General features: G+C 65.8%; 17 protein-coding genes and 1 tRNA gene. 13 read left to right on the forward strand and 5 right to left on the reverse strand.

Annotated elements, in window-relative coordinates:
* Positions 1-87: 87 nt before the first annotated feature.
* The 6 genes from GOACH_RS06145 (at position 88) to GOACH_RS06170 (ending at position 5,963) form a co-directional block, all read left to right on the forward strand.
* Positions 88-1,002 (forward strand): CbtA family protein, encoded by a 915-nt coding sequence (locus tag GOACH_RS06145; RefSeq protein ID WP_005172169.1) that lies wholly within the window; start codon positions 88-90, stop codon positions 1,000-1,002.
* Positions 1,003-1,064: 62 nt separating this feature from the next.
* The gene (locus GOACH_RS06150; RefSeq protein ID WP_005172171.1) at positions 1,065-1,919 is read left to right on the forward strand and encodes a mycofactocin-coupled SDR family oxidoreductase; all 855 of its coding nucleotides are present in this window, start codon (positions 1,065-1,067) and stop codon (positions 1,917-1,919) included.
* Positions 1,920-1,991: 72 nt separating this feature from the next.
* Positions 1,992-3,119 carry an NDMA-dependent alcohol dehydrogenase gene (locus GOACH_RS06155; protein WP_005172174.1) on the forward strand — a complete coding sequence of 376 codons (1,128 nt, stop codon included), beginning with the start codon at positions 1,992-1,994 and terminating at the stop codon, positions 3,117-3,119.
* Positions 3,116-4,012 carry an SDR family oxidoreductase gene (locus GOACH_RS06160; protein WP_005172177.1) on the forward strand — a complete coding sequence of 299 codons (897 nt, stop codon included), beginning with the start codon at positions 3,116-3,118 and terminating at the stop codon, positions 4,010-4,012. Before GOACH_RS06155 ends, GOACH_RS06160 begins: the two co-directional genes overlap by 4 nt.
* Positions 4,013-4,030: 18 nt before the next feature.
* A complete protein-coding gene (locus tag GOACH_RS06165; protein WP_040517805.1) occupies positions 4,031-4,621 on the forward strand; it encodes a helix-turn-helix domain-containing protein in 591 nt (196 codons plus the stop codon).
* Positions 4,622-4,718: 97 nt separating this feature from the next.
* Complete coding sequence (locus tag GOACH_RS06170; RefSeq protein ID WP_005172183.1) at positions 4,719-5,963, forward strand: L,D-transpeptidase; 1,245 nt, start codon at positions 4,719-4,721, stop codon at positions 5,961-5,963.
* A 22-nt stretch (positions 5,964-5,985) separates the two neighbouring features.
* Here the strand turns inward: GOACH_RS06170 and GOACH_RS06175 are convergent, their stop codons facing one another.
* Positions 5,986-6,777, reverse strand: a complete 792-nt coding sequence (locus GOACH_RS06175; protein ID WP_005172186.1) for an SDR family NAD(P)-dependent oxidoreductase — start codon at positions 6,775-6,777, stop codon at positions 5,986-5,988.
* Positions 6,778-6,867: 90 nt separating this feature from the next.
* Between GOACH_RS06175 and GOACH_RS06180 the strand changes: the two genes are divergently transcribed.
* The 4 genes from GOACH_RS06180 to GOACH_RS06195 are packed head-to-tail and all read left to right on the forward strand — an operon-like array spanning position 6,868 to position 11,423.
* Positions 6,868-7,986, forward strand: a complete 1,119-nt coding sequence (locus GOACH_RS06180; protein ID WP_040517806.1) for an ROK family transcriptional regulator — start codon at positions 6,868-6,870, stop codon at positions 7,984-7,986.
* Between the two features lie 49 nt (positions 7,987-8,035).
* Positions 8,036-9,436 carry a PepSY-associated TM helix domain-containing protein gene (locus tag GOACH_RS06185; RefSeq protein WP_245551831.1) on the forward strand — a complete coding sequence of 467 codons (1,401 nt, stop codon included), beginning with the start codon at positions 8,036-8,038 and terminating at the stop codon, positions 9,434-9,436.
* Positions 9,437-9,481: 45 nt separating this feature from the next.
* Positions 9,482-10,306: a transglutaminase-like domain-containing protein gene (locus GOACH_RS06190; protein WP_174320806.1), complete on the forward strand. Its 825-nt coding sequence runs from the start codon at positions 9,482-9,484 to the stop codon at positions 10,304-10,306.
* Between the two features lie 4 nt (positions 10,307-10,310).
* Positions 10,311-11,423 carry a zinc-binding metallopeptidase family protein gene (locus tag GOACH_RS06195; protein WP_005172196.1) on the forward strand — a complete coding sequence of 371 codons (1,113 nt, stop codon included), beginning with the start codon at positions 10,311-10,313 and terminating at the stop codon, positions 11,421-11,423.
* A gap of 7 nt (positions 11,424-11,430) precedes the next feature.
* Here the strand turns inward: GOACH_RS06195 and otsB are convergent, their stop codons facing one another.
* The 4 genes from otsB to GOACH_RS06210 form a co-directional block, all read right to left on the reverse strand.
* Entirely contained in the window at positions 11,431-12,210 is a 780-nt protein-coding gene (gene otsB / locus GOACH_RS06200) for a trehalose-phosphatase (RefSeq protein WP_005172208.1), read from the reverse strand.
* The gene (locus GOACH_RS06205) at positions 12,207-13,769 is read right to left on the reverse strand and encodes an alpha,alpha-trehalose-phosphate synthase (UDP-forming) (protein ID WP_052003937.1); all 1,563 of its coding nucleotides are present in this window, start codon (positions 13,767-13,769) and stop codon (positions 12,207-12,209) included. Before GOACH_RS06205 ends, otsB begins: the two co-directional genes overlap by 4 nt.
* A 78-nt stretch (positions 13,770-13,847) precedes the next feature.
* On the reverse strand, positions 13,848-14,009 hold the full coding sequence (locus tag GOACH_RS23950; protein ID WP_005172211.1) for a hypothetical protein: 162 nt from the start codon (positions 14,007-14,009) through the stop codon (positions 13,848-13,850).
* An 87-nt stretch (positions 14,010-14,096) separates the two neighbouring features.
* The gene (locus GOACH_RS06210) at positions 14,097-15,536 is read right to left on the reverse strand and encodes a threonine/serine exporter family protein (RefSeq protein WP_005172212.1); all 1,440 of its coding nucleotides are present in this window, start codon (positions 15,534-15,536) and stop codon (positions 14,097-14,099) included.
* A gap of 4 nt (positions 15,537-15,540) precedes the next feature.
* Between GOACH_RS06210 and GOACH_RS06215 the strand changes: the two genes are divergently transcribed.
* From GOACH_RS06215 to GOACH_RS06220, 3 genes are all read left to right on the forward strand, one after another.
* Positions 15,541-15,612: transfer RNA gene (locus GOACH_RS06215), tRNA-Thr, on the forward strand.
* Positions 15,613-15,736: 124 nt separating this feature from the next.
* Positions 15,737-16,324, forward strand: coding sequence for a carboxylesterase family protein (locus tag GOACH_RS24485; protein WP_281168885.1), 588 nt, complete (start codon positions 15,737-15,739; stop codon positions 16,322-16,324).
* Entirely contained in the window at positions 16,257-17,297 is a 1,041-nt protein-coding gene (locus tag GOACH_RS06220; RefSeq protein WP_373279076.1) for a carboxylesterase family protein, read from the forward strand. Before GOACH_RS24485 ends, GOACH_RS06220 begins: the two co-directional genes overlap by 68 nt.
* The last annotated feature ends 79 nt before the right edge of the window (positions 17,298-17,376 follow it).

A 17,376-nucleotide genomic window follows, 5' to 3' on the forward strand; every position in this document is an offset into this window, starting at 1 on the left:
ACAAAAGTTGATGGCCGTTTCGGGCCCTCGCATCTGGACGGGACGGCGGTCTGTCGTCGAATCGGGACCGCGTGAAAGAGAGCATTCATGACCCAGGCGCCTGCCCACGGGGAGCGTGCCGAGGTGGCTGAGTCCGCTTCGCGCGACTTTCATTGGCTGTCGGCCAATCCCGGTAAACGACGAACCGAGATCATCTACCTGATCTGGTTTCTCGTGACGGTGCCGATCCAGGGCGCCATCGTGATGACCTTGAGCTACGACAGTTACAACGACGTCGCGTTGATCGCGCAATCGCTCGTCATGGGCCTGGGAACGCTACTGTTGCCCTTGATCTTTCGCGCACCGCAGGACAGGGGGGTTCCACTCACCGAACTCTATGGATTCCGGATGGGCGTGTTCCTCGTCATCTGGGCGGTGCTCGGTGGATTCGTTGGAACCGATCCCTGGTACGAGGTGCTCCACGGGCACTTCGCATTCAACACCGCGGTCAACCCCAATGGCGTCCCGCTGTTCATGCTGTTCATGACCATCTCGGTCTTCGGGTTCTATTCGGTCATCCTCGGCACGTTGTACCGGGTGATCACTCAGCTACTGGACCGCACGTCCGGCTACCTCGCCCGTGACAGCATTCTCCGTCATGGGTTGGTGTGCCTGGTTCTCGCGCCTCTGATGCCCCTCGTGGAGACCTTCGCCTACACCTCGGCGGTGCCGCACAACTACTGCTTCGACAACGGGATAGGGATGTGGGGACTCAACGTCCTCGTCTACGGCGCGTGGCATTTTTCGTCGCTGATCTTCTACACGAAATTCGACACTCAACCGGGGCTACGCACCCCACTGTCGATCGTGATGCTCAGCGGCTTCGCGACCATCGGCATCCTCATCTGCATCATGGCCGTGACGAAGACATTCATCGCACCGCACTTCGTCGAGGTCAATCACGGCGTACGCATGCTCAACGACTGGGGCCCCGACAACTGCCTGGGTCCCAAACCCTCCTGAGTACAGCGCGTTTCGCTCATGGCCACTCCTCGGAAGCACACATCACGAATGAGAGAAGACGTATGGGACTCCTCGACGATCGCGTAGCACTGATCACCGGAGCGGCTCGCGGGCAAGGACGAGCGCATGCTGTGACCTCGGCGCGGGAAGGTGCTGATGTCGTCCTCGTCGACATCGACACGCAGATCTCGACAGTGAGCTACCCACTAGCCGACGCCGACGACATGGCCGAGACCGTGCAGATGGTCGAGGCGTTGGGGCGCAAGGCCGTCGCGATCACGGCGGACGTCCGCGAGCAGTCTCAACTCGATGCCGCCGTCGCCACGGCGATCACGGAGCTCGGCCACATCGACATCCTCATCGCCAATGCGGGCATCTGGACCAGGGAACTGTTCTACGAAATGACTGAGCAGATGTGGCGAGACATGATCGACGTCAATCTCAGCGGAGTGTGGCGGTCGGCGAAAGCCGTTGCGCCGCACATGATCGAACGGCAGACAGGGTCCATCGTCATCACGTCGTCCGTCAACGGAATCGAGCCGGGGCCGACCTATGCGCACTACACGTCGGCGAAGCACGGTGTCCTGGGGCTGATGAAGAACATCGCGCTCGAGTTGGCTCCGCACGGAGTGCGGTGCAACGCGGTGTGTCCCGGTGCCGTGCTGACACCGATGGTCGACCAGCCCGACACCTGGAACATCTTCGCGGGCGGATCGGGCGGAACCCACGAACAGATGATGGAGGGCGGTCACCACTACGGCGCGTTGAAGGCGACCACCTTCCTGCCTCCGGAGGCCATCGCCGATACCGCCCTCTATCTCAATTCGGATCTCGCCGCCTCGGTGACCGGGGTGACCATTCCGGTCGAGGCGGGACATCTGCTCCTGACGGGAGTCAATCTCGCTCCGACCCGCTGAGGCGGCACCGACGCGACACCACGCCTCGAGAACTCACCGGGGTATGACGAAAGACGAAGAAAGGCACGACAAGTGAAGACCAAAGGCGCCCTCCTGTGGGGCCTGAACGAACCGTGGTCGATCGAGGAGATCGAGATCGGCGACCCGCGCAAGGGTGAGGTCAAGGTACGCGTGGAAGCCGCCGGCATCTGCCACTCCGATCACCACCTGGTGACCGGTGCGTCACCGATGCCCGCGTTCCCGATTCTCGGTGGACACGAGGGTGCAGGCGTGGTCACCGAGGTCGGTGAGGGAGTCGACCGCTATGTGCCCGGAGACCACATCGTGTTCTCGTTCATCCCGGCATGTGGACACTGCCCGGCGTGTCAGGAGGGATACCGCAACCTCTGTGATCTCGGCGCCGGGCTACTCATGGGAGCGTCGATCTCCGACGGCTCCTTCCGTATCCGGGCTCGCGGCGCAGACGCCTACCCGATGTCGCTGCTGGGAACCTTCTCGCCGTACGCGGTGGTGCACCAGGATTCGGTGGTCAAGATCGACCCGACCATCCCCTTCGAGTATGCCTGTCTCGTCGGATGCGGCGTCACAACGGGTTTCGGCTCCGCGGTGCACACCGCCGACATCCAGCCCGGCCACGATGTCGGCGTCGTCGGTATCGGAGGTGTCGGTGCCGCCGCAATCCAGGGTGCGGTTCGAGCGGGCGCACGCAACATCGTCGCGATCGATCCTGTGCCCTGGAAGTTGGAGCAGGCCAAGAAGTTCGGCGCAACCCACACCTTCGCTTCCGTGGCCGAGGCGATGGGACCCGTCGTCGAGCTGACCCACGGCAGGATGCTGCGCAAGGTCATCGTCACCGCGGGTGACGTGAAGGGTGCAGAACTCGATTCGTGGATGTCGATCACCGCCAAGGCAGGCGACTGCGTGCTCACCGGCGTCGGAAATCTACTCGATTCGGATGTGACACTGACGTTGTCGATGCTCACGCTCATGCAGAAGAGTCTTCGCGGATCGATTTTCGGGGGAGCCAACCCCCAGGTCGACATCCCCATGCTGTTGTCGCTCTACCAAAACCAACAACTCGACCTGGAGGGCATGGTCACCAGGACGTACGCGCTCGAACAGATCAACGACGCTTTCGACGACATGTTGGACGGCCGCAACATCCGTGGTGTCATCCGCTACACCGAGGCTGATTGGTGAATCCGGGTGCGACATTCGTCGTGACGGGCTCCGCGTCGGGAATCGGGGCGGCTGTCGCGGCGCGATTGCGTGGCCGCGGCCACCGTGTGATCGGCGTTGACCTCCACGATGCCGACGTCGTCGCCGACCTCGCGACGCAGTCGGGACGCAGAGCTGCGATCGACGGCGTTCTGGCGCTGTGTGGCGGCCACCTCGACGGCGCCGTGATGGTGGCCGGTGTCGGACCGCGGCCGGGTGCCGAGGATGTGATCGCGACGGTCAACGTCCTCGGTGTCACCGAGTTGTTGGGTGGCTGGCGCACCGAACTGTGTGCCGACGGAGGAGGCAAGGTCGTTGTCTTCGGCTCGAATTCGTCGACGACGACGCCATTGGTTCCCGAACGCGCCGTGCGACGGCTCATGCGTGGGGAGATCGACGCCGCGGTGGCACAGATCCGCAGACGCAAGGGGCTCTCGGCGGCCATCGCGTATGCGGCGTCGAAACTGGCGGTGACGCGCTGGGCGCGGAAGCAAGCGGCGAGTGCTGCATGGGCCGGGTGCGGAGTCCGCATCAACGTAGTGGCCCCGGGGCCGGTGCTGACGCCCATGCTTCGTGCTCAACTCGATGGCCCGGAAGGGCAACGAGTCCGCGCCTTTCCGGTACCCGTCGGTGGCTTCGGCGATCCCGAGCAGTTCGCAGCGCTGGTCGAGTTCCTGCTGTCGCCACACGCCGACTTCATCGCCGGAGCCGTTCTGACCGTCGACGGCGGGACGGAGGCGTTGCTCCGCGACGACTGGCCGCGTCGCCTACCCATCATGAGGTTGCCGAGGTTGCTGACGGCGATGCGTTCGCGCCGCCGGGCACACGCCGCCGCGGTGGGATCCCCGGCCGACCGAGGAGCGTCGGTGCTGTAGCGGCATACACTCTTGCGTATGGAGCAAGACCTCGACGACGTCGTCCGGCAGCGCATTCGCGGCCTGCGACTGGCGAAGGGGTGGACCCTGGACTCGCTGGCGTCGCGCTGCGACATGAGCCCGTCGACGCTGAGCAGGATCGAGACTGGTGGTCGACGTGTGGCGCTCGATCAGATCGTCGCGATCTCCCGCGCACTCGGGACCACCGTCGACCAGCTGGTGGAACCGGCGGCCGACGAGGATGTCGTGATCCGCCCCGAACCCCACTCGGCGGCGGACGGCGTGATCGTGTGGCCGCTGTCGGGGTCGGATACTCCCGGCGGCGTGTCGGTCGCGAAGATGCGCATCGATCCCGGCCGCGCCATCGATCCGAAGGCGCTCGGTGTGCATCCCGGCCGGGAGTGGTTCACGGTCTTGTCGGGCACGGTCGAACTCTGGTTGGGCGACCGGGTGATCCTGATCCCCGCAGGCCAGGCTGCCGAGTTCGCGACGATGATCCCGCACGCGATCGGTGCTCGGGGAGGACCCGCCGAGATCGTCTCGATCTTCGACCACGACGGCGAGCGCGCCCACCTCGGCCCGGCCCGGTTGACTCGTCGCGGTCGTTAGGTCCAGGTATCCGGCTCGTCTCTGAGGCAGATCACAGGTCTTCGACGGCGAGGCCACATATGCAATCGCTATTGTGTACTCGATGTCCGAGAACACAATGCCCACTCGTCGCACGGTGCTCGTCACCGGCGGTCTCGCCACGGTTGCGGGACTCGTCGTCGCCGCTTGCGGCCGGTCGAACGACACCCCGATGGCCGACGGCCCCAAGAAGCCGACGGTGGGCGTCGAGTACACGCCGTCGCTGACCGACGAGAAGGCGCCGAATCCGACCGAGAAGGTCGAGGTCAAGGTGACCAACGGTGTGCTCAACCCGGACGTGAAGCTTCTCAACCCGGCAGGCAAGGCTGTTGCGGGCAAGATCTCGGACGACCGGACGACCTTCACCATCACCGAAGCACTCGGATACGGCACCACGTACACCTGGCAGGGCAGCGCGACCGGCTATGACCGAGTCAGCACCCCGGTCGAGGGCAAGTTCACCACGCTCGATCCGAAGACCCAGCTCAACGTCGTCGTCAACATCGCCGACGGTCAGGAAGTCGGTATCGCCGCACCGTTGATCCTCAAGTTCGACGGCACCGTCGACGACAAGGAGGCCGTCGAACGAGCGTTGACGCTGACCACCGAGCCGCCGACCGAGGGCGCCTGGGCGTGGCTCGGTGAGGACAACGGTTCGCGGGTGCACTGGCGGTCCAAGGAGTACATGGCTCCGGGCACCAAGATCCACATGTCGGCGAAGCTCTACGGGCTCGATCACGGCGACGGCGCCTATGGGGCCGCAGACGTCACGAGTGACTACGTCGTCGGACGGTCGCAGATAGTGAAGGCCGACGCGGGAAGCCACCAGATCGTCGTGGTCCGCGACGGCGCGACGCTGATGACGCTGCCGTGCAGCTACGGACAGGGCGACGTCGACCGTAACGTCACGCGATCGGGCATTCATGTGGTGAGCGAGAAGCACGAAGACTTCTACATGAGCAACCCCGCCGCGGGATACTTCAACATCCACGAGCGCTGGGCTGTGCGTATCTCCAACAACGGCGAGTTCATCCACGCCAATCCGGAAACCGTCGGCGTGCAGGGCGCGTCGAATGTCACCAACGGGTGCATCAACCTCTCGCTCGACAACGCGCAGCAGTACTTCAACACCGCGATCTACGGCGACCCGGTGGAAGTGACGGGCACCAGGATCGACCTGTCGGAGGCCGACGGCGACATCTTCGACTGGACCTACGACTGGCCGACGTGGAAGTCGATGTCGGCCGTCAAGGGCGAGCCGAGGACCGCGTCGGCTCCCGCGACACCGAAGGGCGCCCCGACGTCGGTCGGCGCGCCGAACTGACGCCACCTCCCGCCTTGCAGGTCTAGCCGGTCTTGACGTTACGGCGCGCGGACGCCTGGTCGCGGGGCCGGATCACGATCTGGTCGAGATCGACGTGCGCGGGCCGCGAGGCGACGAATCCGACGACCTCGGCGATGTCGTCGGCGGTCAGCGGTGTCAGCCCGGCGTAGACGGCGTCCGCGCGTTCCTTGTCGCCGTCGAAGCGCACCAGTGAGAAGTCGGTTTCGACCATTCCGGGGCAGATCTCGGTGAGTCGGATCGGCTTTCCCAGCAGCTCGAAGCGCAGGGTGCGGTGCAGAACCCCCTCGGCGTGCTTGGCCGACGTGTACCCCGAACCGTTGTCGTAGACCTCGAGCGCGGCGGTCGAGGTGATCGTGACGATCAGGCCGTCGCCGGAGGCTTCCAGCGCGGGCAGCAGCGCCTTGGTGACCCGCAACGTACCGAGCACGTTGGTCTCCCACATCCACCGCCAGTCGTCGAGGTCGGCGGTGGCCACCGGGTCGAGCCCTTTCGCGCCGCCCGCGTTGTTCACCAGCAGGTCGACGCGGTCGAGGCCCTCGACGAATCGGGTTACCGACTCGTCGTCGGTGATGTCGAGTTGCCTTCCGGTGCCACCGATTTCGGTCGCGAGTTCGGTGATGCGGTCGATCCGACGCGCGCCGACGACAACGTGGTAACCCTGGGCCGCGAGTGTGCGCGCGATCGCTTCGCCGATACCTGAACTCGCCCCGGTCACCACGGCGATCTTCGCGTCGGTGTTGAACGCGGCGTCGGGATTCCGTGTGGATGTCGGGTCGCTGGGAGTCGTGGTCATGGTCTTCACCTTAACGAGTTCGACCACCTCGGAAGATGTCGCTGGTCGGGAGGCTGGGGTGGATCACAGCCGCGCTGCTACATTCAGCGCATGCTGCATGGAGTCGTCCCGGCGACATTGCAGATCGGCTCGACGCCCGCTGCAGCCGTGCTGCACGCGATTCGGGTCGGCGCACCCATCACCCGTGATCGCCTGGCAGACGTCACGGGCCTGTCTCCGGCAACCATCAATCGCCAGGTCACGGCGCTCACTGGCCAGGGGCTGATCACCGAGAGACCAGACCTCGTGAGTCCCGGCAGCATCGGCCGCCCGAAGAACCCGCTCACCCTTGACCGCGACGCACTGTGTGCGGCGGGTATGCACATCGGTGCGCGTCGCACACTGCTGACCATCGTGGACCTGGGAGGTCGGCCTCTCTACAGCCACGCGGTCCTGACCCCGCAGGGCGACGCCGACGTTGCGCTCGCAGAACTCTGCGGACAGCTGAGCGAATTGGCCGGCCGCTTCTCCGGACGTCGTCTGCTCTGGGGTGGCGCGGCGATCGGCGGGTCGGTCGATGCCGTATCCGGCTCTGTCGACCATCCGATTCTCGGTTGGCACCGCGCGCCGCTCGGGCCGATGTTGGCCGATGCCCTCGGAGTGCCGGTTTCGGTCTGCGAGCACGTCGAGGCCATGGCCGCCGCAGAACTGCTCCTCGGCCAGACGATCGTCGACGCTGCGTCGGGGCTGTTCTTCTACGCGCGCGAGACCACCGGCATGGCCATGACGCTCAATGGCCGTGTCCACATACCGGCCCGGGGTGCGGGCAGCATCGCGCACGTGAGGGTCGACGCCCCGGTGCTGTGTCCGGGCAGAGGCGCCACACTCTCCGACGTGATCGGCAGCGAACCGACGTTGCGTGCGGCCAGGCGACTCGGGATACCGCTGGACGCGTCGCCCATCGTCGACGAGCGCGCTCGTATCCTCGGCGAGGTCGTCGCGACGTTCCGCGATGCGCTGAACCCGGATTCGGTGGTCGTCGCGGGAGACGCTTTCGCCGCACACCCGCGCGGTCTGGCTCCCGTGCAGGCGGCGTTCGATGCGGCGTCGAAGACCCGCTGGCCGATGGAACTGATGCCGTCGCTCTTCGGCGTCACCGTGCCCGAGGGTGCGGCAATCGTGGTGGCGCTCAGCGTGATCTACGCGGACCCGGTGGCCTCGCTCGCGTAGCGGACCCAACCAGCCCCGGCGCGAAGTTAGGCCATGCTAGCCTTCGCTGATGGACAGTGGCACCCCGCTCACGACGGATGCGGCCGACGAATCGCCTACTACGGAAATCCGCGAATCCGACAGTCCAGCAACAGAAACGCCCGAAACGGACAGTTCACCGCGTGTCGATGCCGATCCCGATGTCCCGACGACGAGACCGGCGGTACGCAGGAAGACGGCCAGGCGGAAGCGGCGGCGCAAGCCGATCACCACCTCTCTCATCGTCACCCACCGGTGGCTGTCGATCGTGTTGGGGGCGGTCTTGGTCGTGGTCTGCACCTCGGGGGCCATACTCGTCTACGCGCCGGAGCTGACGAGAATGACCAACGCGGACAAACTCACATCGACACCGACCGACAACCCGGTGACCTTCGGTACTGCGATTGCGAGTGTCAAGAAAGCCGATCCCGACTTCGATGCCGCATACATCTCCCTCAAGGATGGCGTGTACTTCGTGTCCTCGGCGCAGCCGGGGGCAGGCACCTGGTTCGTCGACGCGGGTAGCGGCAAGGTCAACGCACACGGCGACCTCAATGGCGGTGTGCTCGGTTTTCTCGTCAACCTGCATGATTGCGGACTCACCTGCGAGGACTATCCGGGCTACATCGCGTGGCTCGCGAGCCCGTCGCCGATCGCCGACTGGGGCTGGTATGTCTCCGGAATGACCTGGGGTGCAGTCATTCTGGCGCTCTCGGGTCTGCTCTTGGTGTTCCTCGCGATCTCCGGGGTGATCATCTGGTGGCCCGGACTGCGTCGGCTGCGCAGCCGCTTTCGGGTGCGAATCGGCAAGGGGCGCTTCGCTCGGGACTACGACCTGCACAACATCATCGGCATCGTCGCCGCGATTCCCCTGCTGATCTGGGGACTCACCGGCATGAACTTCGAGACGCCTGGCCTCGCGAAGACCTGGTACAGCGCGACGGGAGGGATTGCGCCGCCGGAGGACAACTACTCGATGCCGCCGTCGACGGGTACCGGTCCGATGATGTCGGTGGACCAGGCGATCGACGCGGCGACCGCGCGCTACCCGGGGTCGAAGGCCACGTGGGTGGGCATGCCGTCGGATGCCACCGGCTTCTACTCGGTCGACGTGTTGGCCGACGGCCCCGACCTCTGGGCGCACAGTGCCACCTATCACGCCAATCGTGAGGTCGGCGTCGACAGCCACGATCCGACGAAGATCGCGGTGTTCAACGGTGAGTCGCGAACGTTGTCCAACACCATCATCGATGACTGGGCTCAACCCACCCTGCACTACGGGGTGTCGGTGAACGCGTGGTGGCGGTTGTTCTGGTTCGTTCTCGGAATGGCGCCACTACTGCTCTTCCTGACGGGTCTGAGCACCTGGCAGTTCCGGTTGCGTACCACCCGTCGACGGCGGGCCGCGCGCAAGACGTCGGCCTCCACCTGACCGCCGATTGCGCGCCGAAGGCAAATCCCCCTTACAGTGAGCGATATGTCGACTTCCCCCTTGACTCTTCCGCGTGACGTCTCCGCCGCCATGACGATCTCCGTCTCGGCACCCACAGAACTCGAGATGCAGATAGCTGTCGCCCGGATGCCGGGACTCGAACTCGACGAGAAACTCGTGGTCGCAGTCAACGGCGACGAGATCACGCCGGAGGAGATCATTGATCCGCACGGCGGCCGCATCCATCGGATGAAGGTGGAATCCGGCGTGGTCGCGGTCAATTACTCCGCCGCCGTCACCGCACCGGCGAATCCCGTGGCAGTGGAGTCCACCGACCGCTCGATGTACCTGCGCCCCAGTCGATATGCCGAGTGCGACAAGTTCTTCGGGTTCGCCGCCGGGCAGTTCGACGCCTCGTTGCCTGCGGGTGAACTCCTCGATCAGGTCACGGCCTTCGTCGAAGACCGCCTCGACTACATCCCCGGCGCCAGTGATCCGATCGACGGTGCCGTCGACACACTGCTCGCCGGTGCAGGAGTCTGTCGCGACTACGCGCACCTCGTCGTCGCGTTGTTGCGCGCGTTGAACATTCCCGCGCGCCTGGTGGCCGTGTACGCGCCCGGATGCGACCCGATGGACTTCCACGCGGTTGCCGAGGCACTCATCGAAGGAGAGTGGGTCGTCGTCGATGCGACGAGACTCTCGCCGCGGCAGAGCCTTGTCCGCATCGCGACCGGTCGTGATGCCGCCGACACCGCATTCCTCGACAATCACGGTGGCTCGATCTCGCTGGACAACTACCAGGTGTTGGCGACGGTGCGCGGCGATCTGCCCATCGACGATGGCAAGGAGCGCATCAGCATACGATGAACGCATGCATGCGCTGACATGTCCCATCTGCAATGCGCTGTCAGGTTTTCTCGGACAGCAATGCCCCAACTGCGGTACGACGGTCGGCATCCACCTGCCGAGCAGGTCGCTCGTCGTCGCGTCTGAGGACGGCGTCGAGATCGACGGCACCAGGTGGGTGCGCTGCATCAACTGGGACTCCGGCTGCAACTGGATGACCCCGGCCGAGTTCTCGGAGGAGAACGCGGGCATGCGCGGTCGGTGCTTCCCTGATTCGTTGCTGCGGCAGTTGCCCGACGCCGATGATCCGATCGGACGTGGAAAGCTGCCATCGGCACTGTCGGACCTACGAATGCTCATCTACCAGCTCGTCGACCTCGGTCTGCCCGTTGAGCCCTTCTGGCGCAGCGACGGTGGTCTGGCATTCGATCTGCTCTCGAGCCAGACACTGGGCAGGCCGGTCACGATCGGACATGCCAACGGGGTCGTCACCATCGACATCTCGGAGACGATGGACGCCTACCGTGAACGACTGCGCGTCGATCTGGGTGAGGCGTATCGGACGATGCTCGGGCACTTCCGGCACGAGGTGGGGCACTACTACGAGAGCATTCTCGTGGAGAACGGCGACGGCGTCGACCGCTATCTCGACAGGTGCCGACAGCTCTTCGGAGACGAACGCGCGAGCTACAGCGACGCCATCGATCGTCACTACAAATTCGGGGCGCCCGCGGACTGGGCGGACTCGTACATCTCCGAGTACGCGACGATGCACCCGTGGGAGGATTTCGCGGAGTGCTTCGCGCACTACCTGCACATCACCGGAACCATCGACACCGCACGTGAATCCGGCGTCCGGCTGGTCAACGACCAGGTGCGCTTCGCGATGGACCGCGACATCATCCCGCTGGAGTCCTACGCCGACCAGCCGATCGAACGCCTGCTCTACGACTGGAAGTGGTTGGGCACCATGTTCAATCGCGTCAATCAGTCGATGGGCGCGCGACCGCTCTACCCATTCGTCATCCCGCAGCCCGTCGTCGGCAAACTCGGTTTCATCCACAAGGTGATCCGCGAGACCGACAAGCGCTCCGCGCACGACGACCCGCTGGTCGATCAGGTCGCCGCGCCTGCGTGAGACGGCGTCAGAGAGCCTTGCGCCGCAAGTCGACGACGAGTTCGAGAAGTGTTGCGACGTCGTCGGTGTCAGCAATCCGGTAGCGAGCGCCGGTGTGGCCGTCGCCGACCTTGACGCTCACGTCGTACTCGCCGGTGAGATGAGCGAACGCCTTTTCGTCCGTGACATCATCACCGATGTAGACCGTTGCGTCCGAACCGAACTCGGTCTCGAGTACCTCGAGTGCGTGACCCTTGCTCGTCTCGATCACGGCGAGCTCGATGACTTTCTTGCCCTCGGTGATCTGCACTCCCGGCCACGACGCAGGCCCCGACCGCGCCTGGGCCAGAGCATCGTCGGCGACATCGGGGGCGGCGTTGCGGACGTGCAGTGCGGCGCTGATCGGCTTCACCTCGACCGTCGTCCCGGGGTGGGTATCGGCGATGTGAGTGAACGCCTTGACGATTCGATCGAGCAGTGCGCGCTCGTCGTCGGTGACCTGCTCGCCGAATCCGCTGGTGAACTCACTGCCGTGGCTGCCGACCATGGTGACAGAGTCGTCGTCGAGTCCGGACAGCGCGCGCAGGTCGTGGAGCGAGCGACCCGAGATGACTGCCGCCTCGGTGTCGCGCAGTGAGCCTGCGGCACGGATCGCCGAGATCGACGTGCCATTGGGCTTGGCATCCTCCGGACGCGACACGATGGGTGCGAGACAGCCGTCGTAGTCGCTGGACACCAGCAGCCGTTGCACGGATGCTGTGCGGGCGACTGCCGCACGCAGATTGTCGGGAATCCCCGTGTCGCTCACGAGTTCTCGTCTCCGATGTCGGTGTCCTCGGCGGCACCGCCGGACACGAGCCGCACTCCGCGGTTCGCCGACGACGTGGTCTCGGTCGTCGACGACAAGGTATCGAGGAAGCTTTTCGCCCACTTCTCGACGTCGTGTGTGAGCACCTGTCTGCGTAGTGCGCGCATCCGGCGTTTGCCCTCGGACTGTCCCTGTTCGACAGCTGCGACGATGGCGTCCTTGACGCCGTCGAGGTCGTACGGGTTGGCCTGATAGGCGGTGCGCAGTTCCGCTGCCGCCCCGGTGAACTCGCTCAACACCAGGGAGCCGCCGAGATCGCTGCGGCAGGCGACGTACTCCTTGGCGACGAGGTTCATTCCATCGCGCAACGGTGTCACCAGCATCACGTCGGCCACGACGTAGTAGGCGAGCAGGTCGTTGCGTGGCACCGACCGGTTCAGGTACTCCACCACCGGGTGGCCGACCTCGCCGTACTGCCCGTTAATGTTTCCGACGAGCTGCTCGATGCCCGCGCGCATGCGGACGTAGCTCTCCACGCGTTCACGGCTCGGCGTCGCGAGCTGGATCATCACCGTCTCATGCGGGTCGATACGCCCCTCGTCGAGCAGCTCCGACAGCGCGCGCAGGCGCACATCGATGCCCTTGGTGTAATCGAGGCGGTCGACGCCGAGCAGGATGGTTTTCGGGTTGCCGAGTTCTTTGCGGATCTCACGGGCCCTGGTGCGGATGTCCTTGGACTTGGACTGGGTGTCGAGGTCGCCGGAGTCGATCGAGATCGGGAACGCCCCGACGCGCACCGTCCGGAATCCGACCTGCACCACGCCGAAGCGGGACCGCACACCGACGGTGCCCTTGCTGGTGGCCTGCCCGGCAAGACGTCGGGCGAGATAGAGGAAGTTCTGCGCGCCGCCCGGTAGATGGAACCCGATGAGGTCGGCGCCGAGGAGGCCCTCGATGATCTCGGTCCGCCACGGCAACTGCATGAACAGCTCGACCGGCGGGAAAGGGATGTGGAGAAAGAATCCGATGCGCAGGTCCGGACGCAGCATGCGCAGCATCTTCGGGACGAGCTGCAGTTGATAGTCCTGGACCCACACGATGGCGCCGCGCGCGGCGACCTTCGACGCCGCTTCGGCGAATCGTCGGTTGATCTCGACGTAGGCGTTCCACCACTCGCGGTGGTACTCGGGCTTGACGATCACATCGTGATACAGCGGCCACAGTGTCGCGTTGGAGAAACCCTCGTAGTACTCGGCGATCTCCTCGGCGGACAGGGGAACCGACCGGATGCTGATGCCGTCGACCTCGGCTTCTTCGGAGTCGGATTCGGCCGAGCCGGACCATCCGACCCATGCGCCCTTGTGCTTGCGCAGGATGGGCTCAAGCGCGGTGACCAGTCCGCCGGGACTGCGCTTCCAGGAAACGTTGCCGTCGGCGTCGGTGACCTTGTCGACGGGCAGTCGGTTGGCGACGACGACGAAGTCGGAGCCGTCAGCGGGGTCGGACCTGCCTGGCGCCTCGGGGTGGCGTGCACCGAAGGTGGCCTCCGAGTTGTGCACGCCGGTGGCAGATGCGTCGGTGGTGGATGCGTCGGTGCCAGGGCGGTCGGATACCTCGTCGGATCCCGGGTTCACGACTCAGGCGTTCTCGCCCGGAGCGATCCCCAGCATGGACAGCAGCATCCGGCACTCGTCGGCGTCGGTGGCGTATGCGGCGACAACGCGTCGTGCGGAGTTGGCGGTCTCGTCGGCCACCGGCTCCAGCTCTTCGTCGGCGATGTCAGTGGTCTTGGGGGGCATCTCGTCCTCTCGTCTGGGGGTGGCGCGAGGTTGTGTCTTGCGCGACACCCGATCTTACCCGCTCACAGCGGGTCGCACCCCGACACCTCACCAGCGTCGTCGAGCTGCCCGCGCCTCACGACGACGCCGCGCCCAGTCGGGCGCCACGGGCAGTCGGGGCCGCCGCAGGGTGCGTGCCACGAACTCGCCGAGCGTGACACCTGCGGCGAGGGCACAGCCGACGCCGAGTGCTGCAGCCATCCAGGTCAGGCCGGTGAGCGTCTGGTCGTTGAGCACGCCGTAGAGCGCGCGGTAGACCGCCAGACCGGGTAGCAGCGGGGTGATACCCGCGATCGCGACGACCAGAGGCGGGACCAGTGCGCGTCGGGCGAGCAGGCCGCCGACCAGGCCGACACAGGTGGCGGCGAGACCGCCGGCGATCACGTCGCCGACCGGCAGGAAGACCGTGATAGAGGCGACGCCCGCACCGATCAGGCCACCGAGGAACGCGATCGGCAGGGCTCGACGCTCGGCGTAGCTCGCCAACGCGAACGCGAAAGCGGCGACGGCACCAGCCGCGACGCGGATGGGGACGTCGACCGGAGCGAACTCCGTCGAGGTGGTGATTGTCGGTAGATAGATGCCCACCGAGCTCATCAGGCGCAACCCGATGCCGACGCCCGCGATGATGCCGCCGGTCATGAGCAGCAACTCGAAGAAGCGCGCGACCCCGGTGATCGGGGCACCGGTGATCGCGTCCTGGACCGAGCCGACCAGCGACAATCCGGACAACAGCACGACGATCCCCGCCGCGATGACCTGGGACGGGGTGATCGACAGTGCCTCCAGGCCGGTTTTCTGACCGAGCTCGTAGACCAGGGCTGCGGGGACAACGGCGATGAATCCGCCTGCCACCTGCTGAAAGAAGATCGGCGTGCCGATTCTGTTGAGGCGTCGGTTGAACGTGACCGTGACCACCGTGGTCACCCAGGCGAGGAGCGCCACGACGACGTCACCGCCGAGGAGCACGGAGATGCCCGAGGCCATCAGGCCCCACGCGAACGTCGACACCGAATAGGGGTAGGGGTGCTTGGCCGCGATGATCTGGTCGACGATCCGGTGGGCCGTCGACGGTGTGATGGCCGAATCGCGGATGCGGCGCACCAACCGGTCGACCGCCGCCAGGCGGGTGAAGTCCAGGGACCGGTAATGGACCGTCTGCATCGTCGTGATCGGTGGGAGTGTTGCACCGCGTCGTGCGACGACGACGATGGTGTTGTACGTGACGTCGACGTCGACATCCTCGACGCCGTAGATACTCGCCACGAAGCGGATCTGGGACGAGGTGTCTATCGCGCCGGTCCCCGAGTCGAGCAGTACCGCACCGATCTTCGTCGCGAGGTCGAGCACCTCGGTGATCGCGCCCACGTCGAACCGGTCGATCGGGCGGCGCGGTGCCACCATGATGCTGCCCGGTTCGATCGTGTCGATCGTCGCCTGCCTCGTCCCGGTGAGGCGGCGGACAGCGCGCCCGATATACTCACGCACGCATGCCTCCTTAGCTCAGTGGTAGAGCACTCGCCTTGTAAGCGAGCGGTCGTCGGTTCAATCCCGACAGGGGGCTCTGACGCCCGGCCGATTCCTCGGCGCCGGGCCCCCGTGTCCGACTTCCCGCGTAAGTGTGGGGTCGGATCATCCTCTGGCACAAACCGGCAGGCGGAGCCGTCGTCGGCTCCTATGATTGCCGCGTGAACAGTGCCGTAGACGCCGTGGCGGGACACACGATCTATCAGGGTCACACAGCAGATCGCGTCGATGTGTGGCGCGGTATCCGCTACGCGCAGTCACCGACGGGAGGGCTGCGGTGGCGGCGTGCACAGCCCCTCACGCCCCAGCCGGGACGGGTCTCGGCGGTGCGCTTCGGCGCGGTGTCGCCGCAGGAGCCGAATCCGGGTGTCCCGATGCCGCGCGACGTCGACAGGAGTGAGGACTGCCTGTTCCTCAACATCTGGGCTCCAGCGGGCGCGGCGGGCGAGGGCCGTGCGCTTCCGGTGATGGTGTGGATCCACGGCGGCGCGTACGTGTTCGGCGCCGGCAGCCAGCCCATCTACGACGGCACGCAACTCGCAGTCGCCGAGGACATCGTGGTGGTGACCGTGAACTACCGACTCGGCGCGCTCGGATTCGCCGACCTCGGAGCGCCGGACGGGGGCGGTGGTCGGCGGACCCTACGAGTCGAACGCCGCGCTCAGCGACGTACTCGTCGCGCTGCGCTGGGTCGCCGACACCATCGACGCGTTCGGCGGCGATCCGGCCAACGTCACGGTGGCAGGTGAGTCCGCGGGCGGCGGGATCGTCACGACGTTGCTCGCGACGCCTGCGGCCCGAGGCCTGTTCCACCGGGCCATCGCGCAGAGCTCGCCGGTGACCTCGGTCTACAACAGAGCGCGCGCGGCGTTCGTCGCCGAGCGCCTGCCCGCAGCAATCGGCGGCACCCGCGGCGACATCGAGTCGTTCGCGGGATCGAGTACGCAGAAGGTCGTCGCAGCGACGATGAAGGCGTTCGCGGGTATCCCCGACTCGCGCCCCGGCACCATCGCGTTCGCGCCGGTCGTCGACGGCGACCTGGTGCCGCGGCATCCGATCGACGTGTTCCGCTACGGTGAATCGTTGCAGGTGCCGCTGCTCATCGGGACCAATCGCGACGAAGCCGCACTCTTCAAGTTCATGAAGTCGCCGCTCATGCCGATCACCGAACCCGCGATCTTGCAGATGTTCACGGCGATAGCGGCCGAATACCCCGAGGTCTCGCTACCGACCCCTGAGCGTGTCGCCGCCGCGTATCCCGGCAGCAAGCCCAAATCCATAGGACTCGACGTTGCACGCGACGTGGCATTCCGGATGCCGACGGTGTGGGCGGCCGAGGGGCACGCCACAGTTGCCCCGGTGCACCTGTATCGATTCGACTGGGCGACAAGGCTTCTGAAGGTCATCGGACTCGGCGCCTCGCACGCCACCGAACTGGCGTATCTGTTCGGCTATTTCCCGAGCGGTAAAGCCGGCTTCCAGTTCTGGCTCGGGGGCCGACGCACCGGCGAACGGGTGTCTGCCGACATGCAGGCGCGATGGGGAGCGTTCATCCGCGACGGTGACCCGAACTCCGGTCTCGACGCCGCGGCGCCGGTCTGGCCCGCGTTCACCGCGGACCGTCGAGCAACGCTCGTGATCGATGCGAAGGACCGGGTGGTCGACGATCTCGACGCTGACCTGCGCGCGGCCTGGGGCGACGAGGTCCTCGGATTCCGCTGACAGAGTCCACCGCCGCAGTAGGTCAACGATCGTTAACGGGCATGTAACGGATTTGCATACCTGCCTGAGACGGCATTAA

This window comes from Gordonia aichiensis NBRC 108223 (assembly GCF_000332975.1).
Classification (GTDB): Bacteria; Actinomycetota; Actinomycetes; order Mycobacteriales; family Mycobacteriaceae; genus Gordonia; species Gordonia aichiensis.